A 24353-nucleotide genomic window follows, 5' to 3' on the forward strand; every position below is an offset into this window, starting at 1 on the left:
GTGCGAAAGCGAAGCGACAGCAACAAATGTTTTATCTGTGCGAAAGCGAAGCGACAGCAACAAATGTTTTATCTGTGCGAAAGCGAAGCGACAGCAACAAATGTTTTATCTGTGCGAAAGCGAAGCGTCAGCAACAAATGTTTTATCTGCGCGAAAGTGAAGCGGCAGCGGCAAATGTTTTATCTGCGCGAAAGTGAAGCGGCAGCGGCAAATGTTTTATCTGCGCGAAAGCGAAGCGGCAGCAACAAATGTTTTATCTGCGCGAAAGTGAAGCGGCAGCGGCAAATGTTTTATCTGCGCGAAAGCGAAGCGGCAGCGGCAAATGTTTTATCTGCGCGAAAGCGAAGCGGCAGCAACAATGTTTTATCTGTGCGAAAGCGAAGCGACAGCAACAATGTTTTATCTGTGCGAAAGCGAAGTGACAGCAACAAAGCGCCCAGTCGGAGCGGAAATCAATCTCTCATTTTTGCCGAAGAGCCACACTAAATTATTCACATTTCGACAACATTCAAAGGGAACGATTCAAGTAGTTCCCTTTTTTATATCCCCTTATTTTGAAAAGTCTACTTTTCATATTAGTAACTTTGTGTATAATTCATAATAGTAGTTTTAGGAGGATACATATGAAAAAAAAATATAAAGTGATTATTACCATTGTCAGTCTTCTATTAGTATTGTTTGTTGGGGTTGGATTTTTTGCAGGGAATTATTTTTATAACTTCGCCTTAAATCCTAATATTGATAAATCAGAAGTGTTTAATGCTCCGCACAATTCTATTGCTGTTAGTCCTAAGGATGCTAAAGAAAAAGAAGAGAGTGAGAAGTGGTTTAAAGAGAATTATGAGGAATCTTATATACCGTCTTTCGACGATTTGAAATTACATGCCTATACGCTTAAAAATACAAACGAAACAAATAAATGGACAATTATTTTCCATGGATATTCATCTGATGGCTCACAAATGACAAAGTACGCTAAGCATTTTTATGATACAGGCTACAACGTTCTCGTACCTGATGCAAGGGCTCATGGAAAAAGTGACGGCGACTATATTGGTATGGGCTGGCATGATCGACTTGATGTAGTCTCTTGGATTAATAATATTATCAGTTCTGATAAAAACGCTGAAATTGTTTTGTATGGTGTTTCCATGGGTGGTGCTACAGTGATGATGGCCTCAGGAGAAGATCTACCTGACAATGTTAAGGCTATTATTGAGGATTGTGGTTATTCTTCAGTTTGGGATGAATTCTCCTATCAATTGAAAGCACTCTTTAATTTACCTGAATTTCCTATTATGCATTTTTCTTCAATTGTCACAAAGTTAAGAGCTGACTTTACGCTTGGTGAAGCAGATACCGTCAAGCAAGTAGCAAAATCGAAAACACCTATGCTATTCATTCATGGAAGTAATGATACATTTGTTCCCTCTGATATGCTAAATGAAGTATTTGAGGCTGCCAATGTACCGAAGGAGAAATTTATAGTTGAAGGTGCTGGACATGGTAATGCTGAAAGTGTTGCTGGAGATACTTATTGGGAAACTATTAATAACTTTTTAGCAAAATATATAGAGTAAATATCCTTAATTTTTGCTACCGCTCAGGTGTCTTCCCAAAGCACCTGAGCGGTTCTTTGTCCTACCCGAGCAGTTTTCCCACTGACCCGAGCAATTCCGAGGTCTACCCCGAGTTAATATCTTTTTGATTCCAAAGAGTTTCTACATTAGAATCGTTAAATGGAAAGACAGCTTGAATACCTTATTGTCGTTTCATCCATTCGCAAAGTGCATGTACAGTTGCTCGATTTTTTGCCGGTGGATACTGATGAGCGTAGCGGCTATCATACCATGTCTCATATGTTTTATCAGCATCCTTTAAATAAAATTCTAACTGTCTTGCATGTTCAATATCTACATTTTCATCACGGTAGCCATGAATGATAAGTACGGGAGCTGTAATGTGCTCTACCTCAAATAGTGGTGTTCGAGCATCATAAGCCTCTGGTACACGATTAGGTGTCCCTCCAATAACCCGCTTCATCATACGGCGCATATCTGTCCGCTCCCAATATGTAGCTGTTGCATCCGATACTCCTGCCCATGTCACAACAGAGGTGATATCTCTACGTAATATGGCTGTCCACAGTGCCATAATGCCACCACGCGAAAAGCCAAAGATATGGATATTATCATTACAAAACTGTTTTAGTACGTCCACTGCGTATACAGCGTCATAACGATCCCCTCCAGCAAACTCATCTCGACCTTCTCCACCTCGATTGCCACGGTAATATGGAGCGAAAACGATAAAGCCTTGTGCTGCAAACTGTGCGACACGCGAAGGTCTCACCATACCAATGCTTTGCATACCTCCACGTAAATATAAAAAACCATCATATGTACCTTCTGCCTTAGGCTCTGCTAATAATCCCTTCACACGTAGCCCCTGTGACATATAAGTAATTTCGGTTAAACGAATAGCTGGATTCGGCGAAGGATAGGCACGCTTTTTTACGATATCACCATTGTTTGTCACGACGTTTCAACTCCTCCAGCATTTTCTTCATACCTTCATCCTTCATATGAAAACTCAAGTTAGGATGCTGAGCAAATTCTTCATCTGTTAACCAAAGCATGCCTGACGTTTCTAAATCAAATTCTATGTCCTCTTGCCCTGCAAATTGTGCGGTAAAGACCGTTTTACAAAATAAGATGTCCTCATGAACTGCGTATTCTGCAAACCATTTAAGATTTTTCACATGAACACCAGTTTCCTCAAATACTTCCCTAACTGCTGCCTGCTCTAATGTTTCTCCAGGTTCTTGCTTTCCACCTGGAACCTCTACACCACGGCGTTTATGAATCGTACATAACCACTTATTTTTATGTTTTAAAAAAACAAGTACATGCTTAGGCTCAACCTCAAGTTGCCCCCTTGTAAAGCTTAAATCCACTCGTAAACCATTTAAATCTGTAAATGAGAACATGCTCTTCAACTCCTTTTTATATTGCAAAAGCATTATTTCATACATAAGTTAAATCTATTACTAAGAAATAATAGCATTCTTCAGCACATAGATAAAAATCTATGTCAGTATTGGCCTTAAAAGGATTTACCTCCTATATTCACTGCTCTAATAAAGTGGATAGAGTAGTATATAAAAATTTAGCAGTTTGACAGACCAAAGGAAAGTTTCTGTAATGTTCCAAATTCCATGTACTCACGCTCCTTCAACAGTCCTTTGAGATCCATTTATTTTTACTATAGACTATAGCTTAAATAAAGTGGTATTAGGAGTATTTTTTGCTAAAATCTTATTTGCCTAGTTAATATTTTATTTATGCTTTTGGTTTTAAAGAAATCTACAATTTTTACAGATCGTGTAGCGCCTTTCCCCACTCTTTAACACTAGTATTAGAAAATAACATTCAAAAGAAATAAACTCTCGGTATATAAAACTCTTTCTATTTAATAATAGACATTGCAATCATCATAGTTTTCAATTTTAGCGTGCATTAAAAGTTTATACAAATTAGGGTCGCTGAAGTTTTTCAGTGACCCCCAATCTTAAACACGTTTATTGAAATAAGGAAGTTGTTCCACAAATGCTTTCGTATCATCATCCCCATACTCATGGACGAGTGCATAGATTTTTTTTAATCGCAAATCAATTTCATCATTTTCCCTATCTAAGTGATACTGTATATACGGTAACTGTGCACGCCATGCATTTGAAATTTCTAACAGCTGCATTTGCTGAAAAATCTTTTCAAAGACATCTAACGCTTGGCGATCTATATTGAGTTCAAAGTTCCACGGTCCTGCATATGGATTTGTATAATACGTTCTATTGGCAAGTGAAAAATATACACGATGACGCTCCATCTCTACAAACCTCCTTTTTCCATAGTATGGAGGTAAAAGTGACGTTTTATTCGCTGGAATGTCAAACTTCCTTCACAACTAAGTAAGATTATCTAATTTATAATAGATATGATGATTAAGGAACGGAGGGAATGCCATGAGTTTAATCACGCTTTTAATTGTAGCAGCGATTATCGTTATTTTAATAACAGTCGCTACTATTATTAGTGTCAATCGCGCATATGCCTTTAAACATACTGTTGATGAAAAACCTAAGCAAAGCTTTCATCCAGATGAAGACTAGTTCAATTTGTACATTTTTTAAAGGAATTCTTTTATAATATTATTAACAAATAGAATTTGGAGTGAACACAATGGGCGTACCATTACCAATAATAATTATGATTGCAATGATGATGCTTATGTTTGGCGTTTCTGTCATTGTCCTTTTGAAGAAAAAAAGCAATTTCTTTACACAGACTATCGATGCTAAGCCTGAACAGGTCAATCCTCAACAAAAGGATAAACACATATGAAATATCCCTTTATATGGCTCATTAAGTTTTACAGAAAATTTATTTCACCTATGACGCCACCATCCTGCCGCTTCTACCCTACATGCTCCTCTTATGGGCTAGAAGCTTTTCAAAAACACGGTGCCATTAAAGGATTCTATTTAACGATTAAGCGCATATCAAAATGCCAACCATTTCATCCTGGCGGCTTTGATCCTGTACCCGAAAAATGGCCTTCGAAAAAGAATTAATTTTCGAGGGTCATTTTTTCTTGTACTTTTTTCAGATGTACGTTATTATAGAAACTGTTCTAATAACCAAATCGTAACGATTACTATTTGAAAGAGGTATGCTATAAAATGAAAAAATTATTTTTGTTATGTTTAGTTGCAGTTCTTGCCTTATTCACTGCTGCCTGTGGAGATAAAACATCAACATCTAAACAGTCAGAGAAAAAGGATAAATTAACAATTTACACAACTGTATATCCGTTAAGTTATTTTGCACAACGAATTGGTGGCGATTTTGTAGAGGTTTCTTCCATTTACCCTGCTGGCGCCAATGAACACACATTTGAGCCAACACAAAAAGATATGATGAAACTAGCAGACGCTGATATATTTTTCTATATTGGTTTAGGACTAGAGGGCTTTGTTGAAAATGCAAAAAAAACTCTAGCTAATGAAGATGTAACAATGGTTGCAACTGCAGATCAGGTTTCAGATGAAAAATTAGCTGTCAGCACTGGTCATATACACGATGATGAAGATGACCATGCTACTACAGAAGAGCATAGCCACGGTGAAGACGAAGACGGACATGACGATCATGATCATGGAAATATAGATCCACATGTTTGGTTATCACCTATTATTAGTCAAGACTTAGCACTTTCCATTAAAAACACGCTAGTTGAAAAAATGCCGGAACAAGAAGCTACATTTACAGCTAACTACGAAGCATTAGTAAAAGAACTTCAAGATTTAGACAACGAATTTAAAGTAATGGCTGATAAAGCGCAAGAGAAGACATTCTTCGTATCACATGCAGCATTTGGCTATATCGCAGGTCAATACGGCTTAAAGCAAATACCAATAGCAGGTTTAAACTCACAAACTGAACCTTCTCAAAAGGAACTAACTAAGATTGTTGATAAAGCAAATGATTTGCATATACATTACATTTTATTCGAGCAAAATGTTTCTTCTAAGTTAGCCGAGGTCATCCAAAAAGAAGTTGGGGCAGATTCGCTTGTCTTGCATAATTTAAGCGTTTTAACAACGGATGATGAAAAAAATAATGAAACATACTTTACGCTAATGAAGAAAAATATTCAAACTTTAGATACTGCATTAAACTCCCACAAATAAATGACTAAGGAGGTGCCCCGACAATCGTTTGGGACACCTCCTTTATTATGACGTATTTTTCTTGTGGCATTCGTTTTTCCGTTCTATAAATACTTATTAGCCTCTTTTTCATTTTTACCAAATCATGTTTCTTTTGCTCAGCCTTTATTTGTACTACTTTACTTTCTAAAATGATCGGTTCCCATTTATTTAGATGTAACTGAACAGAGTTATCGCTTTGATTTCCTATTATAAGCTGTGTAGGTTGTTCTATTAATTGTTTTACGATTAGTTTATTTTTACTTAAATTAGACAGTCTTTCATCAAAAGTAAAATAACTATCCAATATTGGTTTTGTAAGAACTTCAACCTTACTAGTTCTATGAAAATCTATATAGGCTTCGCTTGTTGCAGTGGGGAAGCTCGCATAGTCCCAAGAGTGATCCTGCGCTAATTGGCGATCCGAAACTAAAAAGTAATTATAACGTACTTCACCTTTACGATCTGGCAAAGGATCATCCCATGTAACATCGATATGATACCATTCATTATCAAGCTTTACTAAAACCCAGGCATGTAGCTGTTCACCTACTTTTCCTGGAACGTATTGTACCTCAAAGCCTAGCATCTCTAACATCCGATAAAGCACTAAAGCATATGCCTGACAGACTCCCTTGTTTTCCGTAAGCAATGTGTAGGGAGAATATTGACTTCCTTCGGTTTCCTTTGAATATTCAGCGGATAGGACAATAAAATCATGTGCAGCCTGTAGTTTCTGCAGATCACTTAATCCATGCATAGATGCAATAATATTCGCCAAAGTCTGTTCTACAAATGCCTCCTCTGCTTGTGAAATATGATAAGTAAATTGAAATTTAATGACAATATTATTGGCATATCCATCATATTTCCATTTAAAACTTGAAATATTGGCGTAAATATAAGGATCTTGAATAGCATGTTTAATAAGCTCTGATAGTTCATCTTTTATTTCCGACGTATCACCAGTGTAATGAATGTCAAATTCAGTAGACAATTGCATAACTTGTTTTTCAATTAGATTTTGTAGTGTTTCTATTGAATTTGCTGTTGCAATATTCTTTTGTTCATAGTTTGCGAATACTTGCACATGACTCATTTGTAAAACAAATAATATAATGACAACATTATATATATATTTTCTCATATGAGTCATTCTCCTTTACTAACTAGTTTATGCCTTCCATTTTTTATTATGTTAATGAATGATTAATTTAATTCTAAAAGTTTGCTAAAAAAGACTCTCCAAACGTATAAAAGAAGCCATCTTATTATGAAGGCTTCTTTCAACTGATCGACAAAAGAATAAAAATAAATTAATTTGTATCCATAAACAAAGGTTGATTTTCACTCCGAGTGGACGCTTTCCGCGGGCTTGGCTTCAATCTCCTCGTCACTACGTTCCTGCGGGGCTTTCAGCGCAAGCTTATCCCGCAGGAGTCGCCACTCTCTCCGTAAAAATCAACTGTTCCTCTTCAAAAGATGAGTCGGTAAGCTGAAACCAAAATTCCATTATGGTTATGATTAAACACCAGAAAAAACCAGATAAAATTATAATAGGTGTTTTTTTTGTACAAAGTAAATCTACCTATATAGGAAAACAAGACAGCTTCTACGCTTCCCACGAAATGTTAAGTAGCGTGTCTACCAATTAAATGCTTTATGCAAACAAAATAATGTTTATCTATAAACTGAAAGAAGCCCTCTTATCATGAAGGCTTCTTTCATAGTGTTGAAAAAAATTATTTTTTCAATGAAATTAAAGTATGGTACTCCGGCAAAATGAGTTGCTGATTTCCGTTCCGACTGGGCACTTTCCTGGAGCACCCAGTCAGTCACTCAATCAACCAATTCACTTAGCATATCGCTAAATTTATAGTGATAAATGAAACTTCAGCAGATGTTTTTTGTGCGATAGCAAAGCGGCAGCAACAAGAAGGTTTTGTCCGTGTGAAAGTGAAGCACCGCAACATTACTTCATTAATTTTCTACGAAGTAACTTATTAGCACCGTTACGAGGGAGCTTGTCCGTAATAATAATTTCTTTTGGCATTTTATATTTAGCAAGCTTCTGTTGACAAAATGCTTGTATTTGTTCTACCTGTACTTGTTCTTTTAATACAACAAAGGCAATCGGCACTTGTCCCCACTCATCATCTTCGATACCACATACTCCCGCTTCCTGGACAGCATAATGTGTAAGTAACACATTTTCAATTTCAGCAGGGTAAATATTTTCGCCACCTGAAATAATTAAATCAGCACGACGATCCAAAACAAACAAATAACCATCTCCGTCTATATAGCCAATATCCCCAGTATGGAGCCAACCATCAATCATCGCTTCTTTTTGGGCAAAACGGCCAATATATCCTGGCGTTACATGTGGACCACGTATACAAATCTCTCCCTCACCATTGGCATTCGGCTCAGCAATGCGAATTTGGTTAAAAAACAATGGTTTTCCTGCTGAACCTATTTTTTGCATCGCATCTTCGTTTGCTAATGTTGCCGTTTGTGATGAAGTTTCAGTCATACCGTACGTTTGAGCTACAGCTAAATTTAATGCATGAGCTCTTTTTAAATAATCTACTGGCACAGGTCCTCCGCCTGCTAGCATCATTTTAAATTTCGGTGAGGCTTGTGCATTTTTCTGTTCAAGTGTATGTAGAATTCTTTCCAATGTAACAGCGACTACTGACATATGTGTAACATCACCATTGACTATATTTTCGGAAATGGCTTCTACATCAAAATGATTATATAAATTCACTTTATTACCGTACAATAGAGAGCGTACTAATATAGAAAAGCCACTAATATGAAAAAGTGGTACTGCACATAACCAAGCGTCATCAGCCTGCAAACCTAAATTAAGAACAGAGGACGTTGCACTTGCCTGATGATTGCCAACCGTTTGACGAACCCCTTTTGGGAAGCCAGTCGTACCAGATGTATACATAATTGATGTTGTTTGATGTAAAGACCATTCCTTTGCAACATCTATCGTCGTCTCCGAACTTTCTTCAATAGTTGAAAATAAGTGATGCGTAGTTTGCGACGGTAGTTTTTCTACATCCTCATCTGCAATTACTACTGTCACTACTTCTGAATCCTCTAATTGATAGGCAATTTCAGCCTGTGATAGCCTCCGATTTAGCATGACCATTTCACATTGTAAATGCATACATGCATACATCATGATGACAAGTGCAGGCTTGCTCGGCCCCATTATAGCAATCCGGTCTCCTTGCTTAATTCCTAATGTAGTTAGTTGACGCGCACGCTTTAAAGACAAATCATTTAATTCTTGAAATGTCCAAGTTTGCCCGTTATATGTTAAACCGTTTCGTAATGGTGTTAAATACGCTCGCTGTAAAATCCAATTTGGATACATCTCGTTTTCCCTCCGATCAACCTTAATCTTAACGTTTCATCGCATCATCCGTCTATTCGTTAGTTTGAGGAAATATGTCCATTGCTTTGATGAGGTAATCCGTTACTTTGACATGTCTATTTAGTGCTCTGACACGGTGTTCCGCCGCTAATGTACCGGGTTCCGCCGCTAACGTACCAGGTTCCGCCGCTAACGTACCAGGTTCCGCCGCTAACGCACCACTTTCCGCCGCTAACACACCACTTTCCGCCGCTAACGCACCACTTTCCGCCGCTAACGCACCGCTTTCCGCCACTAAACCGTAACTTTTCCGTCGCTCTAGCAAGTCTATCCGTCGCGCCCCTTTAGATATACAAAAAGCTCGTATCTCCAAAAAGATACGAGCTTTTCGCTCCCAATAATCAAGGAAATCTTGGGAATTGACCGAAATCTGGTTGACGTTTTTCTTTAAATGCGTCACGACCTTCTTTAGCTTCATCTGTTGTGTAATAAAGAAGAGTAGCGTCGCCAGCCATTTGTTGAAGGCCTGCTAAACCGTCTGTATCTGCATTCATCGCTGCTTTTAAGAAGCGTAAAGCAGTTGGAGACATTTCTAGCATTTCTTCACACCATTGTACAGTTTCATCTTCAAGTTGCTCGTAAGGAACAACTGTGTTAACTAATCCCATATCAAGTGCTTGCTGTGCATCATATTGACGGCAAAGGTACCAAATTTCACGTGCCTTTTTATGTCCAATGATACGTGCAAGATAGCCTGAGCCATAACCAGCATCGAATGAACCAACTTTTGGTCCAGTTTGTCCAAAACGTGCATTGTCAGCAGCAATTGTTAGGTCACAGACAACATGTAATACGTGTCCTCCACCGATTGCATAGCCAGCAACCATCGCTACTACTGGTTTTGGAATAACACGGATTAAACGTTGTAAATCAAGAACGTTTAGACGTGGGATTTCATCTTCACCAACGTAGCCGCCATGACCGCGTACTTTTTGGTCCCCACCTGAACAGAAGGCATGTTCACCTTCACCAGTTAAAATGATAACCCCAACATTTTTGTCATCACGTGCACGTGAAAAAGCATCGATCATTTCCATTACCGTTTTTGGTCGGAATGCGTTGCGCACTTCTGGACGGTTAATCGTAATTTTTGCGATACCGTTATAGAACTCATACTTAATATCTTCGTAAGTATGTAAAGTAGTCCATTGACGTGTCATTGAATTGCCTCCTAATAAATATATTCGTCTCGTTCAGAACCGAGGCGGTAACGTAAAATTTTATTACGATCAATTATGCCTCGGCATAATTGCGTCTGGAATCGGCTTTGTGCAATCACAAAGAATTCCTTTCCGATTCCATGACATCCGCCGGAGGCTTTAACTTCTTTCATTGGTGTTGAAAGAAGTTAAATACTCCTCTACTATTGTAGCAAACTCAGCGGGATTTTCCACATGAATTGCATGTCCAGCGTCATTTACTGTCTTATGCTTAACAATTTTTAATAACGCTTTCATTTCTAGTGCTATTTTACAAAATTTTTCATCTAATGAGCCTGTTATTAAAAGCACAGGACATTCTAACTTAGTTAATGACAACCAATTTGAAGGCTGGACGCCTGTCCCAATGCCTCGTAAGCTACCAGCCAGGCCTTCCTTCTTCTGAGAAATTCTTTCTGCACGAATAGCTTCTTGAATACTGCGAGGTAAACGTTTTTGTGATTCAAACATCGGAATATTCTCCCATACGTTGACAAATGATAATAAACCGTTACGTACTATTTTTTCAGCTAAAGCGTTATCCTTCTCACAACGTTCAGAACGTTCCTCTAAAGTTCGTAAACCTGGAGAAGCACTTTCTAAAATTAGCTTATCCACACTTTCTGGGTAAGAGATTGCATACGATAATGCAATTCTTCCCCCCATAGAATAGCCTAACAACGTAAATTTCTTTAACTGTAGCTGACAACAAACTTCCTCTACATCTTGGATTTGTTCTTGCATAGAGAAGCGACTAATTAGCTGAGGTATAGCCGTTCGACCATGTCCAATTAAATCAATTGCAATCACTCTTACATTCGGTATTGCTTCCGCTAAATTTCGCCATGTAGCCGTACTACCTGTAAAACCATGCAATGCAACGAGCGTTTGCTGTGCTTCTTCATTCCAGATTTCTACGTACGTTTCCAGCCCTCGAATCATTAACTTTGCCATGCTTTTAATCCCGCATTAATGCGATTCCATAATGCCCGATGCGCATAAACATTTTCCTCTCTATCTGTGAAAATTTCGAATAAGCGCAATGGTCGTTTTTTTATTGTAGTAAACTTCTCTGATAGCTCTGAAATGTCGTCTACGCGAATATAGTCCATAGCGTACATATTGGCAATATCTCTGAACTCGAGTGCAGTTGGTGTGCCAAATAAATCTTCATAATGTGCCTCAACTGTGGATTGAGGTAAATAAGAGAAAATACCGCCGCCATCATTATTCATAACAATGATTGTCAGGTTGCATTCCTGGTATCTTGAAGCAATAAGACCGTTGACATCATGTAAAAATGCTAAATCGCCAATAAGCAAGTAGGTTTCACGGTTATTTCCTTGACTGAAGCCCATTGCAGTTGAGACGACGCCATCGATACCATTCGTTCCACGATTCGCTACAATACGAATATCCTTCGATGTCGCCATTAAAAACGTATCAATATCACGCACTGGCATACTGCTACTAACAAAAATATCACTGCCATTCGGAATCATGTTCAGTAATCGACTTACCATTGCTCCTTCATCGATTGCAGCGTCAGAATAATGTTCAATATATTCCAAAGCTATATCATTAGCATCTTGCCACTCAGCTAAATATTCTGCCTCTAGTGCTGATTTAGAGATTTCTAATTGAGTGAGCCACTCACCAATGCTTGCGTGAATAAAATGAGTAGACACACTTGTAGAATCACGGAACATCGGATCTTCATCGACAATAATATAAGCATCAGGCTGAGATTTAGTTATAAACTGCATAATAAATTTAGAAACAGGCTGTGCGCCTAAACGTAGTACCGTATCAGGTTCAACTAATGCTTTAAAATCCTCACTCTTCATAATTGCATCATACGTTGTGATAATATATGGCAGACAATCCTCTGGGACAGATGCCCGCATATTCGATAAACTCTCGACAATGACAGGCCATTTTAATTGGCGAACAAACTCCCACATAATTGTTAAATCTGTACCAAGTGCTAGCTCACCAATAATAACAAAGCCTCTTTTGGTTGCGCTTAAAATCTCTGATAGCTCCTGTTGAGTGGCCGTTGAAGGCATTAACTGAGCTATACGATTATGCTTAAATGTTGCTTCTGGGAGCTCTTCTCGAAAATCAATCAACAAAGGTTCTCGGAACGGTACATTAATATGTACTGGTCCAAATGGTGCGCTCATTGCAATCGCTACTGCACGTGCAATATGGCGCTCGATAAACGGCAATGTTGGTGCTGCATCATCTGCCAACGGGAAATCTACGCTCCATTTGACATGTTTACCATATAAATTAGGCTGATCAATAGCTTGTGGTGCACCCACCTGTCGCAATTCATGTGGACGATCCGCTGTAATCACAATTAACGGTACACGAGCATAGTATGCCTCAACAATGGCAGGAAAATAGTTTGCTGCTGCTGTTCCTGATGTACATAAAAGTACAACTGGTTTCGCTGTAGCCTTTGCAATTCCTAGCGCAAAAAAAGCTGCCGAACGCTCATCAACTTGACGATACAACTGGAGCTGTTTCGTTGAAGCAAATGCATAAGCTAATGGGGTCGAACGTGAGCCTGGGCTAACAACAACATTCTCTACTCCAGCTTGCACTAATGATGCTACCATTTTATAAACATAGTCCGTTAAAATTTTCCGTTCACTCATGTAATTGTCCTCCTAGCGCACGAAGCATCGGACGGAATTTCACTAATGTTTCCTCATATTCAGAATGTGGCTCTGAATCTGCTACAATACCGCCACCAGCATATAAATAAGCTTTATCCTTAAGTAAAGCAGCCGAGCGAATGGCTACTGCAAATTCGCCGTTACCTTCAGCATCTACCCAACCGATTGGAGCAGCGTAAAGTCCACGATTCATAGGCTCGTATTTACGTATAGCTGCCATTGCCTCGTTTCTCGGTACACCACCTAAAGCAGGTGTAGGATGCAATGATTTTGTCAGTTGTAAAATCGTCGCGTCACTATTTAATTGACCTTCAACAGGTGTATATAGATGTTGTATATCTCTAATTTTTAGTAATCGAGGGCTATCTGGTATTGTCATCTCAAGACAATTTTTACGGAATGTTTCCGCAATCATATCGACTACATATTGATGTTCCCCACCATTTTTCGGATCATTCAATAAGCTTTGTCCATAGTTTTCATCTTCTTCAGCCGTCTTACCACGTTTAATAGAGCCCGCAACACAAGATGAAAAGGCACGTCCATCTTCTACTTTCACAAGACGTTCAGGGGATGCACCGAAGAACAATAATTCTTGACGCTCTAAGCCAAATAAATAGCTCTCTGGCTGTTCATGTATGATTTGTGAAAGTACTTGCGGTGAAGATACTTGCTCATTAAATTGCAATGCGAGTGACCGGGCAATTACAACTTTATCTGCCTTTTTCTGTTTAATTAATGCTGTCACTTGGTCAATGGAAGCTAAATATGGCTCCTTATACGGCTCAAAATAACTTGTAATTTCAGGCTTTGAATACGTTTTCACTTCTTTTACCTGGGCAGCATGAATTAAATGATCCCGCTCTTTTCGTAGCGCTTCAAATCGAGCCTCTGCCTGCTGATCTTTTGTAATAAGATGAAGGCTTACATACGCTTTGTCATCACGTATGACAAGCTGATAAGTTGCAAGCGCAAAATAAGCCTCTGGAAAGTCCGTCCATTCCCCAGCTACATTATTTTGTGGATCAAATGTAAAACCGCCAAATAAAATTGGCTGTAGCTCGCTTTGATCCTTTACACAGTTTTTCGTTAAACTTTTCCATTCTGCTTCAACTGCATCAAAGCGATCATTTTTGGCGTTATTTTGAATCGTATGGGCATGTCCTAGCCCTACTAATGTCATTGTTTTTTCTCTATTTTGCCAATAAAATCGTTCACCTTTATAACGCTCTTCGCCCGCTGCATAAAATGCAAGCGCCGATAAGCGACTTACTTCAATTGTTTCCATATAAAAATGAAGGCTTTGGCCCAAAGAGTCCACTTCTACCTCTGTGGCTTGGTACCACTTCTGTTGCATGAAAATTACCTCCGTTGTTGCAATGTATATAATGAGCAATGCCACGGTTCAAATACATATTGACCGAGACTTTACTTAATGAAGTGAGCGATTATATTTTCACCACATCATATTTCTTTGTTAAAATAGCGGTCATTGTTTGTTTGACAGCCTATTCTTCGTACTGTTGCGATTTTCCTAATTGTTGTTTCCAGTTCATAAATGCATGTTCTATTGTATCATTTTTTTTACTGAACTGTATGTAATAAGCTGTGAACCTACCCAATTTCTCATTCTTCGTATAAAATAAGAAGAGTCCACAACATTCGAAGGAGAGAAAGACCTTATGACCAAAGTCATTGAAGCTGATAGGGGTTTTAAAGTTTGGTGGCATTTAACACGTCCACATACTTTAACCGCTTCATTCGTTCCTGTATTTTTAGGAACAGCAATTGCCCTAGCAATTGAAAAACAAACAATTGATTTTGGACTATTTTTTGCTATGCTCATTGCAAGTATGCTTATTCAAGCAGCAACGAATATGTTCAATGAATATTACGATTACAAGCTAGGATTAGATAATGAACATTCTGTCGGTATCGGCGGAACCATTGTGCGTCACGGTGTCCAACCAAAAACAATTATGATCATTGCCTTAAGCTTTTATGCAATCGCTATGCTACTTGGCATATACATATGTGCCTCTACTTCTTGGTGGCTTGCTGCAGTCGGGCTTGTTTGTATGCTTATTGGTTTTTTATATACGGGAGGACCATACCCTATAGCTTATTCACCATTTGGAGAGCTTGTATCTGGTGCTGTTATGGGAATGGGTATTATCTTAATCGCCTTTTATATTCAAACACTTACTGTGACACTTGATGCTGTTTTACTTTCAGTACCAAGTATGATTTTAGTTGGTGCCATCATGCTGTCCAATAATATTCGTGATATCGTTGGTGATACAGAGGGTGGTCGAAAAACACTTGCTATTTTAGTGGGGCGTGATAATGCCATTTCTGTGCTTTCTGGCTTTTTTGTTGTTTCGTACTTATGGGTAATCGCTCTTGTAGCAATTGATGGTATTACTTTTTGGGCTTTACTCATTTTCTTAAGTGTTCCAAAGCCACTTCGTGCGATTCAAATTTTCCGCGATAAAAAAGAAGCCAAGGAAGTGATGCCTGCGATGAAATTTACAGCGCAAACAAATACATTCTTCGGCTTCCTCTTAGGAATAGGTTTATTAATTCAATATTTCTGTTATTAAGATACACCAGTAAAAAATGTAGCAGCCTTAACGGGTTGCTACATTTTTTACATAGCGTCGAAAATTATTACTTGCTATACCACGAACCTCTTCGACTGAAAAATGCTCACGTAATGCCTCTAGTAAATTTTGCGCCTCTCCAGCGTGTGCCAATCCATTTACAGTAGCATCTATCCCGTCAAAGTCTGAACCTAGACCCAGATGCTCTACTCCTACTAATTTCGCTAGATGCTTCACATGTGCAACTAAATCATCCAACGTAGCATCATCACTGATAAAAGTCGGGTAGTAAACGACATGAATATGCCCTCCATGCTCTACGAGTGCTTTTGCCTGAGCATCCGTTAAATTTCTTGGATGATCACAAATTGCCCGTGCATTACTATGGCTCGCAATTATATGCTTCGCTAGTGGCAACACATCCCAAAAGCTCTGTTCATTTAAATGAGCAACATCAATAATAATATCTCGTTCATTTAGCAAGTTTACAACTTCTTTACCAAATGGTTTTAAGCCAAGACTTGCATCCTGTTCAGCACCGTGGGCTACAGCATTTTCTTCATTCCATGTAAGTCCAACAAGCTTCACACCCGCGTCTAATATAACGGAAAGCTTTGCTAAATCGTCAGCGATTGGGCCACAGCCTTCTAAGCTTAAGATGGCTCCAATTTCATGTGGAGCTAAAGTATCTAATTGTGACCAATTAGTAATATGCACCATTCCCTCAGTTTGTAATACATGTGTATGAAAAGCTTCAATTTGGCGCATTGCCTCTAAAAACTGCATACTTTGTGGAATGTTAGGATCGATAAAAATAGCAAATACTTGTGCCTTTACTTGCCCTAGATGTAATCTTCCTCGATTGGCATGCAACCGTAAATCATCCTCAAATTTTGCTGTTTCTAAAGTGCTTAATTTCAATAGTGCATCACAGTGTAAATCAATTATTTCCATATTCTCACCTCATACAGCTATTATACTGCTTGTGAGAGGAAATGCTTACTAACTTTTATCTTGAGGTGTATCGGAAGAGCCAAATTCCTCAAGCTCTATGAAATCATCCGATCTTGGTGTTGAAGACAACACGTCTTCTTCCACCGGTCTTAAACCGTCTTCTCTTTGTTCTGCATGCTCCACACATGTCAAAGCTTTCGGCATAGCTTCTAAGCGACCAATCGGAATCTCTTCACCACATATAGCGCATTTGCCATATGTACCGTCCGCCATTGCTTGCAGTGCGCGCTTTATTTCCTCAGCATTGTCACCACGGTGCTCATCAATTGCCATTTCCGTTAGCTGATCCGTTAAATCACTCGCATTGTCAGCCGGATGATTATCATAATTAGATAGCTCTGTCGCTTGTGGACGCTCTGATTCCTCAAGTTGATTTTCTATTTCCTGTAGTTCCTGCTCTAATTGCTGTTTTAATTTTTCCATTACTTGTGGGTTCAAAAAAATCTCCTCCTCATGCTTCATTTTTTCCTAAATTAATATTTCTAAAACATTAAAGCATAAGGAGGAATCACTTATTTTTTTCGTATAATTACACCAAAGCGAAATTGATTATAGCATCATGCAAAAATGTTGTGGCTCCCGGAGAAATACGCTCGTCATAATAAGCTGTAAATCGTTCATCTGCAATATACATCTGTGCTATACCAGCATGTGCCTCTTTAGAATATTGTGACCATGAAAAGCTTAGCCAACGCTTATGAAGCTCCGCTACCTCCATTGCCACATCATTTTTGGTATCGCCGATTTCCATCGCTTCTTTTAAACGAGCAAATAATTGCTGTTCTAGCTGCTGCATTGCCTCATACTGTTCCTCTGTCATATTTCTGAACTTAGCATTCGATGCATCAACCGTTTGATTTCCATATTTTGAACGAATCTCTTGACCATATTGCTTTTCATTTTCTTCGATTAGCTTCTCTTTAAAGCCATTAAATTTCTCTTCATTTGTCATTGGTTGTTCCTCCTCAATCGATTGAATTGTTTTTTCCACTGTTTGTAATATCTTTTCAAGCTGCTCCTTGCGCTGCAGTAAAGCAGTACGATGAGTCTTGAGTGCCTCTGTATGTTGAAAATCAGGTGCTTGAATAATTTCCTGAATTGTTGCTAGCTTCATATCTAATGCTCTATAAAATAAAATTTGCTGGAGCATATCAACCTCAAACTGTCCATAAAATCGGTAGCCTGCTTCATTGGTTCTTGCTGGCTTCAGTAATCCAATTTCATCGTAATAACGCAGGGTTCTTGTGCTAACCCCTGATAACTGAGCAAGCTCTTGGATTGTATATTCCACACTTTCTCACCTCCACTAATGCTACTGTAAACCTTTACGCAACGTTAAGGTCAACAGAAAATAATGCAATTCTAAATTCATTTTTGTTCATTACAAATGAAAAAAAGCAAACTAGCCTTTTCATGTTCATGCTAGTTTGCTTTTCTAGTATTAATTTTTCGCATACTTTCCGTGCCACACAATATTTCTGTAGTTTTCTACATCTGTGTCACCTTCAGTATTGATAAATAATACCCGAGAATTTTCATCTAATTGTAATGTCTCTTTCAGTTCTGTATATTGCCTGTTCGTCATCAATTCATAAAAACATCCAACTGGGGCAGCTCCTGATTCTCCAGCAATAATTCGTTGATCTGTTGCTAATGGATGACCTAGAATACGCATACCAGTCGCAGCAACTTCTTCATCACAGCAGATACTCACCTTCGTATAAGTCTTTAAAAGTTCCCAAGCTAGTGGATTCGGCTCACCACAAGCAAGCCCTGCCATAATTGTTTGCATCTCTCCGCCAACTGTTACAAACTGCTCAGTACCTGCTTTAAAGCTCTCATAATAGCAATTCGCTACATCAGGCTCAACTAAGACAAATGTTATCTCTTGCTCATAATATTGTTCTAAGAAAGCTACAACTGCCCCTGCAAAAGATCCAACCCCAGCTTGTAAAAATACATGGGTAGGTGCCTTTTCCAACTCCTCAACGACTTCTTTTATTAGCGTTGTATAGCCTTGCATAATCCATAAAGGAATTTCCTCATAGCCTTCCCACATCGTATCCTGAATAACGACCCAGCCATTTTCTTTTGCAAGCTGAGAAGTATAACGAACTGTATCATCATAATTCATTGTCGTTATTTCAGCATATGCACCTTCATTTTTAATATTTTGCAGGCGCTCCGCCGCACTTCCAGCAGGCATATAAATGCGCGCTTGCAAACCAAGCTCTCTAGCAGCCCAAGCCACTCCACGACCATGATTGCCATCTGTCGTTGAAATAAATGTTAAGTCCCCTAGCCGCTCCTTTATTTCTGGTGATTTTAGTCGCTCAAACGATAGCTCATCAATACTCTTACCTAACTTTTTGGCAACGTATTGCCCAATTGCATAAACACCCCCTAATACTTTGAATGCATTTAAGTCAAATCGATAAGATTCATCTTTTACAAAAATACTTTGTACTCCAACTAACAAAGCAAAAGCATCTAAGCTTCGTAAAGGTGTTCTTTCAAATTTCGCATATGTACGCTGAAATCTACTAACACGCTTTACTTGTTCCTGTGAAAAATCACGTAGAAAAGGTAAGACTTGTTCGACGTTCTTCTCCAACAAATATTGTTGATTATTAGCCCATAATAATTTCCCCATCCATATCCCCCTAGTTTTTGTTCTATCATTATTTTAGCTTATAGAATCGCTAAACACAAAAATTACCATACATATCGATAGTAAGCTCATCACTCTAGCATAGGGTTGATTTCCGTTCCGACCGGGCACTTTCTAGGGGAGGTCAGCCTTCATCCAATCATCTTATAGCCATGGCATACATTTTAATACATGTCATCTCAGATTCTCAGTAGCGAGACCGATTTTACATAACTTAGTAAAAAATAGGGAAATGTGAAACCTTTTTTAAGGTTTGTTGGTATATCTACTATTACGCTTAGTAGGAGGTATATTATGGATAGCCCTTATAAGATAGCTATAATTGGAGGAACAGGGAAAGTAGGAAGACATATAGCAACTCATGCAATACAGAAAGGATACCATGTTCGGATGCTTGTTAGAAGTCCGGAAAGATTACTGTATACAAATGAGAAAATTGAAATAGTGAAAGGCCAAGTACAAGATATAGATAGTATCCGAGAGCTTCTTAAAGATTGTAAAATCGTCATTAATACATTTGGTCAACCAACTAAAGGAGAACAAATATATAGTAAAGTAACGAAAACTATTTTTGCTGTGATGAATGAATTAAACATTAATCGATATATAGGTGTTTCTGGTGGCTCTCTAACAATTAATAATGATAAAAAAAGTATATTAAATCGCTTTGGGGCAAAGATGTTTGAAGTTTTCCTTCCAAAAATGATGCAGGATAAAAAATCAGAATGGGAATTTCTATTAAATAGTAAACAGATCGAATGGACACTAATTAGATTGCCATTTGTAAAAGATAGCTTGAAATCATATCAAATTAAGGAAAACCTTATTGATATGCCTGGTACAAAAATTACGAATCAAGATATAGCTACCTTTATCATTGATCATATAAATAACCCCCAGTACATACACAAAGCACCGTTTATCTCCCATTAATATAAAATCACATAAGAAAATAGCATGCTGATCATACATCTAGCATGCTATTTTTTATACTGAGGATTTCACAAACATTACGTCTTAGGAAATTCTCGTTAAATCCCTGTTATTTATTTTTGTACTGTAATTGTTTGTGAAGTGAAATCTAACTTATTCCCATTGGAATCCATAATAGCATTACGAGGTGAAGCTTGAATCGTAACAGTTCTACCATTTTCAAATAAATAGCCACTCTGTGGTATTGTAACTAACACTTTGTCATTTCCTTGTGAATAGGAACTATAGGTACTTGCTGCTACCGAATAACCATTCACATTAACATCAAAGTCCATACTATTAACGTTTATGACTGGCTCACTGAAAACAAGCTCTAATGTTTGTGAATTGCTCACATTCACATTCACAATCTTTGGTGCAATATTTTCTTTAAGATTAACTGTTGTTCGCACCTCATCGAATGATTCCATAGAGTTAGCTGCTCTTAAGCCTCTAATCGTTAGATTACGTATGCCATTAAAATAATTCGAATCTTTTTTCAATGTGAGCTTAATACGATTTAAATTGGATGCCTCTACCACTGCACTTTCTACCTGAGCATTATCAATCGTATAATTTTGAACGTTTTGAGCAAGTGCTGCATCAACAGGATAATTGAAATTTAAATAAACAACATTATTATCTTTTATAGAATATTCTGTTGCCGATGTTTGAATTGGATTGTTCGGCAATAATGTAAGTTTATTTCCATTAATATTTAAATCACCATTACGTGTAAATTTTACATTTTGCACTTCATTGATCGGCACACCATATGAATTTGTAACATTAAATAAAGTTAGTTTGCCATCATAAGAAGCTCCCTTTAAATCATAAGGGCCTAGCAGACCTGCTACTTTAACACGTAATTTTGTAGGTTGATCCTTTACGATATGCATATCACTTTGAGGCCCTCTTGATAACTCATACAAAATGTGGTTATTCATATAGCTCCCTGTAAATGATGCTTTTGCGTAAGCTCCTAACTGTACTGGCTTATCGAAAGTCAATTGTAAATATTCTACATTATCCTCGTAAACAATTTCAGAATTCATTAAGACAGGCGCTTTATCATCTTTTATAAAGTTATACACTGTTGAGAATGTTGCCGTTTCACCTGATAAGTCGGTAATCACACGGCTAGAAGCTGTCCCGATCGTTGTAATTCCTTGAAGTGAATTTTTTGGATCAACGGTAACATTAAATAAACGACCATTTTTAGGGTCTTTCTCTACTTTGTTCACAGAAATAAAAGTTTGACCACTTTTAATTGAAAGATCGTATGGATAAAGTTGTTGAATCTCCTCTGAGAACAATAGCTGGAACGTATTTGGTCCAGTTTGTGTAACTGAAGATAATGTTGGTGCAATACCATCCTTATTTCCCTTTTTCACTGTTACAGTAGAAGGGTTCGGTGAAATTATGTTTCCTGATAAATCTGTTGCCGCTACGAATGTAATCTGCACATCTGTACCAGGTGATAAATAACTACCATTTACAGTTGCTGCTGATAAGTCAAATGTTGCTTCCGTTTTGTTTTGCTCAATGCTGCCTACTACATTCGCTACCTTTGTACCATTTGGTAATGTAAATTGAATGCGTTCATTAGGAAATGCTGCCATTGGCTCAGAAAACTGCACTTTAACGATGGAAGAATTGTTTCCTTGCGTTGTCCCTATAATAGTAGGCGCTTGTGTATCCCCAGCAATGACGAAATTCGCATCTACTTTAGTAAGCATTGTGCCCTTTTCAGATTTAATGTTATTTAACACATAACGATGTGTACCTTTTAGTGGCTCATTCATTGTAAAGATGATTGATTTTTTATCAGCACTGATTTCTGTTTTCACAACTGTTAGTGCTTTTAAAGTATCCACATTAGAGAAAGCTACAATATTATCTTGTAATTTCCCATCTGCTTTTAACACAGAGTTTGGATCAATTGCTTGGTTGAAAACTACTTTAATCTGTGAAGCATTGATTCCCTCAACTGATTGTACTTTTAGCTCATTGACTTCATATGTAACAACAGCGGAATATGGTTTGTTATTAATTTTGAAATCCACTTTAGTTTCCACATTTTCAATAAGCGGCGTTGCTAATGTAACCTTGTGACTTGACCCATCTGTTAATGTTACCTGTAGTGTAGTTGCATCGACAACTTTAACTGTTTGGATAAGTAATGGCACTTCAGGTTTTTTGATCATTTCATTGATATTCATCATTGAACGATGTAAAAATGACGCAAATTGACCACGTGTTAATGTATTTTTCGGATTAAATGTCTTTACATTTGTAATCTTTGCGTATTCTAATGCAATAATAGCTTCTCGATTTTCTGGTAAAGCTGATTTTAAATCTATAATAGAAGATTTATAGTTTTCTTTTTTATACATCGCAATTAAATCGATATCGTAAACTGTTTCAATCGCACGTACTAAGATAGACGCCATTTGTTCACGTGAGATTTTTTCGGAAGGTAATAACTTGTTATTAGTACCTTTGTAAATACCAGTATCATTTATAAGCGCTGCATATTGTAGTAATTCTTTATCTTTTGTAGATGTAGGCAAGTCCGTAAAACGTACTTTTTTATTGTAATCTGCTGGCACTTGGAAGTTTTCAGATACAAGCCATTTCCCTAAAAATTTCGTTACATTTCCTTTAGTAAGGACCGCGTTTGGCTTAAATGAGCCGTCTGGATATCCACCTATAATTTTTGCATCTGCTAATGCTAAAATGGCCTCTTTGTGGTCACTTTTTGCAATATCTGTAAAGTTTGCTGCACTTGCAGTAGGTACAATAGCTGCGGCAACCAATGCAGCAGATGCTGTACTTACAATCCATTTACTTTGCTTTTTTTTCACTTTTATAACCCCCTACGAATTCTATTCATCTCCATTATAAAAGAAAGATAGATATATTCCAAAGATTATACCAATATTATCGTCATTTACCATGGATTATTTGTGTAATAAATGATGAAATTAGCAAAGTTAAGTTACATTTAGTTTGTTTGTCCATTTTTTATATGAAATTGCACAATTTTTATTGACTACTTATATTGATAGTGACGAGGATGATCAGAAATGTTTTTTAGTAGTCTTATTAGGATAAAGCAAAAGGTTATATAGCAACATTTATTGAACGAATGATATGTTGGTATGTAGGAATTTTTATCCACATTGCTTAACGAAGACTTGAGCGTGCTATTCACCTCCCCTACATGAACAACTACCAAAAGGTGCTATCTAAACCGCAACAACAGATCGTTTAAAGAATTTAGCTATTTTCAAGTGTTAGAGGAATGCCAATGTGAATAGATTACTACGTGAATTCTGCCCATAGAAAAACAATTTTGATAAGATATCGGAGGAAGTAATTGAATGGAGCCGTACACAATTTAATAACTGGCCTAGAAAGTGACTGGGGAAACAGCAAATGATGCGTTTATGGAACAACAAAGAATCATAAAAAACAAATGCGCTAAAGCGCTGGAGAGCCCGAAGCAAAAGTAAACGCTACACCACTTTTGCCCGATGGATCAAAGCGACCTACAGGATTAGCGCTTAAGCCTAGACGACGACTAGGCTTAAGGTTATCCACAGGAAAAAAACCTATAGTTTCTCTTAACAATGAAAAAGCAGTAGATGTAAATTACATCTACTGCTTTTTAGTATGACCCGTACGGGATTCGAACCCGTGTTACCGCCGTGAAAGGGCGGTGTCTTAACCACTTGACCAACGGGCCAATGGCGGAGAAGGAGGGATTTGAACCCTCGCGCCGGTTACCCGACCTACACCCTTAGCAGGGGCGCCTCTTCAGCCTCTTGAGTACTTCCCCACAAAAAAATGGCTCCGAAGGCAGGACTCGAACCTGCGACAACCTGATTAACAGTCAGGTGCTACTACCAACTGAGCTACTTCGGAATAATGGTGGGCCTAAATGGACTCGAACCATCGACCTCACGCTTATCAGG

Annotated in this window: 23 protein-coding genes and 3 tRNA genes; 8 read left to right on the forward strand and 18 right to left on the reverse strand. The window is 37.9% G+C overall.

All coding sequences use genetic code 11. The features are described from left to right. Together BFJ97_RS24965 and BFJ97_RS22650 are read left to right on the forward strand one after the other, a co-directional pair. The coding region (locus BFJ97_RS24965) for a hypothetical protein (protein ID WP_175401848.1) at nt 1-486 on the forward strand (486 nt) is incomplete at its 5' end. Nucleotides 487-623: 137 nt separating this feature from the next. After that, nucleotides 624-1580, forward strand: coding sequence for an alpha/beta hydrolase (locus BFJ97_RS22650; RefSeq protein ID WP_068986873.1), 957 nt, complete (start codon nt 624-626; stop codon nt 1578-1580). A gap of 181 nt (nt 1581-1761) precedes the next feature. Here the strand turns inward: BFJ97_RS22650 and BFJ97_RS22655 are convergent, their stop codons facing one another. The 3 genes from BFJ97_RS22655 to BFJ97_RS22665 all read right to left on the reverse strand — a co-directional run bounded on the left by BFJ97_RS22655 (nt 1762) and on the right by BFJ97_RS22665 (nt 3888). Next, nucleotides 1762-2538, reverse strand: coding sequence for an alpha/beta hydrolase family protein (locus BFJ97_RS22655; RefSeq protein ID WP_068986874.1), 777 nt, complete (start codon nt 2536-2538; stop codon nt 1762-1764). Beyond that, the gene (locus BFJ97_RS22660; RefSeq protein WP_068986875.1) at nt 2522-2989 is read right to left on the reverse strand and encodes an NUDIX domain-containing protein; all 468 of its coding nucleotides are present in this window, start codon (nt 2987-2989) and stop codon (nt 2522-2524) included. The genes BFJ97_RS22655 and BFJ97_RS22660 overlap by 17 nt, the downstream gene beginning before the upstream one ends. Before the next feature lie 581 nt (nt 2990-3570). After that, on the reverse strand, nt 3571-3888 hold the full coding sequence (locus tag BFJ97_RS22665; RefSeq protein ID WP_068986876.1) for a transposase: 318 nt from the start codon (nt 3886-3888) through the stop codon (nt 3571-3573). Between the two features lie 136 nt (nt 3889-4024). Here BFJ97_RS22665 and ytzI point away from each other — a divergent pair, with 136 nt between their 5' ends. The 4 genes from ytzI (at nt 4025) to BFJ97_RS22670 (ending at nt 5752) form a co-directional block, all read left to right on the forward strand. Next, the gene (gene ytzI, locus BFJ97_RS24435; protein WP_139114503.1) at nt 4025-4171 is read left to right on the forward strand and encodes a YtzI protein; all 147 of its coding nucleotides are present in this window, start codon (nt 4025-4027) and stop codon (nt 4169-4171) included. Nucleotides 4172-4241: 70 nt separating this feature from the next. After that, nucleotides 4242-4403, forward strand: a complete 162-nt coding sequence (locus tag BFJ97_RS24970) for a hypothetical protein (protein WP_175401849.1) — start codon at nt 4242-4244, stop codon at nt 4401-4403. Beyond that, on the forward strand, nt 4400-4633 hold the full coding sequence (gene yidD, locus BFJ97_RS23900; protein ID WP_083227137.1) for a membrane protein insertion efficiency factor YidD: 234 nt from the start codon (nt 4400-4402) through the stop codon (nt 4631-4633). Before BFJ97_RS24970 ends, yidD begins: the two co-directional genes overlap by 4 nt. A gap of 108 nt (nt 4634-4741) precedes the next feature. Then, nucleotides 4742-5752, forward strand: coding sequence for a metal ABC transporter solute-binding protein, Zn/Mn family (locus tag BFJ97_RS22670; RefSeq protein ID WP_068986877.1), 1011 nt, complete (start codon nt 4742-4744; stop codon nt 5750-5752). Nucleotides 5753-5756: 4 nt separating this feature from the next. On the opposite strand, the gene BFJ97_RS22675 is transcribed toward BFJ97_RS22670, so the two are convergent. From BFJ97_RS22675 to BFJ97_RS22705, 7 genes are all read right to left on the reverse strand, one after another. Continuing rightward, entirely contained in the window at nt 5757-6917 is a 1161-nt protein-coding gene (locus BFJ97_RS22675) for a transglutaminase domain-containing protein (protein ID WP_068986878.1), read from the reverse strand. An 825-nt stretch (nt 6918-7742) separates the two neighbouring features. Next, nucleotides 7743-9167: an o-succinylbenzoate--CoA ligase gene (locus tag BFJ97_RS22680; RefSeq protein WP_068986879.1), complete on the reverse strand. Its 1425-nt coding sequence runs from the start codon at nt 9165-9167 to the stop codon at nt 7743-7745. Nucleotides 9168-9219: 52 nt separating this feature from the next. After that, the gene (locus BFJ97_RS22685; protein WP_068986880.1) at nt 9220-9492 is read right to left on the reverse strand and encodes a hypothetical protein; all 273 of its coding nucleotides are present in this window, start codon (nt 9490-9492) and stop codon (nt 9220-9222) included. A 76-nt stretch (nt 9493-9568) separates the two neighbouring features. After that, nucleotides 9569-10387 carry a 1,4-dihydroxy-2-naphthoyl-CoA synthase gene (menB, locus tag BFJ97_RS22690; RefSeq protein WP_068986881.1) on the reverse strand — a complete coding sequence of 273 codons (819 nt, stop codon included), beginning with the start codon at nt 10385-10387 and terminating at the stop codon, nt 9569-9571. Nucleotides 10388-10546: 159 nt separating this feature from the next. Next, nucleotides 10547-11380, reverse strand: coding sequence for a 2-succinyl-6-hydroxy-2,4-cyclohexadiene-1-carboxylate synthase (menH, locus tag BFJ97_RS22695; protein ID WP_068986882.1), 834 nt, complete (start codon nt 11378-11380; stop codon nt 10547-10549). Beyond that, complete coding sequence (menD, locus tag BFJ97_RS22700) at nt 11368-13092, reverse strand: 2-succinyl-5-enolpyruvyl-6-hydroxy-3-cyclohexene-1-carboxylic-acid synthase (protein WP_068986883.1); 1725 nt, start codon at nt 13090-13092, stop codon at nt 11368-11370. The genes menH and menD overlap by 13 nt, the downstream gene beginning before the upstream one ends. Then, the gene (locus tag BFJ97_RS22705) at nt 13085-14470 is read right to left on the reverse strand and encodes an isochorismate synthase (RefSeq protein ID WP_068986884.1); all 1386 of its coding nucleotides are present in this window, start codon (nt 14468-14470) and stop codon (nt 13085-13087) included. Before BFJ97_RS22705 ends, menD begins: the two co-directional genes overlap by 8 nt. A gap of 325 nt (nt 14471-14795) precedes the next feature. Between BFJ97_RS22705 and BFJ97_RS22710 the strand changes: the two genes are divergently transcribed. Beyond that, nucleotides 14796-15716: a 1,4-dihydroxy-2-naphthoate polyprenyltransferase gene (locus tag BFJ97_RS22710; RefSeq protein WP_068986885.1), complete on the forward strand. Its 921-nt coding sequence runs from the start codon at nt 14796-14798 to the stop codon at nt 15714-15716. Nucleotides 15717-15743: 27 nt separating this feature from the next. Here the strand turns inward: BFJ97_RS22710 and BFJ97_RS22715 are convergent, their stop codons facing one another. The 4 genes from BFJ97_RS22715 to dpaL all read right to left on the reverse strand — a co-directional run bounded on the left by BFJ97_RS22715 (nt 15744) and on the right by dpaL (nt 19383). Continuing rightward, the gene (locus BFJ97_RS22715) at nt 15744-16670 is read right to left on the reverse strand and encodes a dipeptidase (RefSeq protein ID WP_068986886.1); all 927 of its coding nucleotides are present in this window, start codon (nt 16668-16670) and stop codon (nt 15744-15746) included. A 48-nt stretch (nt 16671-16718) separates the two neighbouring features. Next, nucleotides 16719-17168 (reverse strand): TraR/DksA C4-type zinc finger protein, encoded by a 450-nt coding sequence (locus tag BFJ97_RS22720; RefSeq protein WP_068986887.1) that lies wholly within the window; start codon nt 17166-17168, stop codon nt 16719-16721. Nucleotides 17169-17259: 91 nt separating this feature from the next. Continuing rightward, on the reverse strand, nt 17260-18021 hold the full coding sequence (locus BFJ97_RS22725) for a MerR family transcriptional regulator (RefSeq protein WP_068986888.1): 762 nt from the start codon (nt 18019-18021) through the stop codon (nt 17260-17262). Between the two features lie 150 nt (nt 18022-18171). Next, on the reverse strand, nt 18172-19383 hold the full coding sequence (dpaL, locus tag BFJ97_RS22730) for a diaminopropionate ammonia-lyase (protein ID WP_068986889.1): 1212 nt from the start codon (nt 19381-19383) through the stop codon (nt 18172-18174). Between the two features lie 312 nt (nt 19384-19695). Here dpaL and BFJ97_RS22735 point away from each other — a divergent pair, with 312 nt between their 5' ends. Continuing rightward, entirely contained in the window at nt 19696-20334 is a 639-nt protein-coding gene (locus BFJ97_RS22735; RefSeq protein WP_068986890.1) for an NAD(P)-dependent oxidoreductase, read from the forward strand. Between the two features lie 113 nt (nt 20335-20447). Here the strand turns inward: BFJ97_RS22735 and BFJ97_RS22740 are convergent, their stop codons facing one another. From BFJ97_RS22740 to BFJ97_RS22755, 4 genes are all read right to left on the reverse strand, one after another. Further along, a complete protein-coding gene (locus BFJ97_RS22740) occupies nt 20448-23240 on the reverse strand; it encodes an S-layer homology domain-containing protein (protein WP_068986891.1) in 2793 nt (930 codons plus the stop codon). An 812-nt stretch (nt 23241-24052) separates the two neighbouring features. Continuing rightward, nucleotides 24053-24124, reverse strand: a tRNA-Glu gene (locus BFJ97_RS22745). A 2-nt stretch (nt 24125-24126) separates the two neighbouring features. Next, nucleotides 24127-24217 (reverse strand) — tRNA-Ser (locus BFJ97_RS22750). Between the two features lie 9 nt (nt 24218-24226). Further along, nucleotides 24227-24303, reverse strand: a tRNA-Asn gene (locus BFJ97_RS22755). Nucleotides 24304-24353 lie beyond the last annotated feature (50 nt).

Origin of the sequence: Lysinibacillus xylanilyticus, from assembly GCF_001708185.1 — a bacterium.
GTDB classification, from domain to species: Bacteria; Bacillota; Bacilli; order Bacillales_A; family Planococcaceae; genus Lysinibacillus; species Lysinibacillus xylanilyticus_A.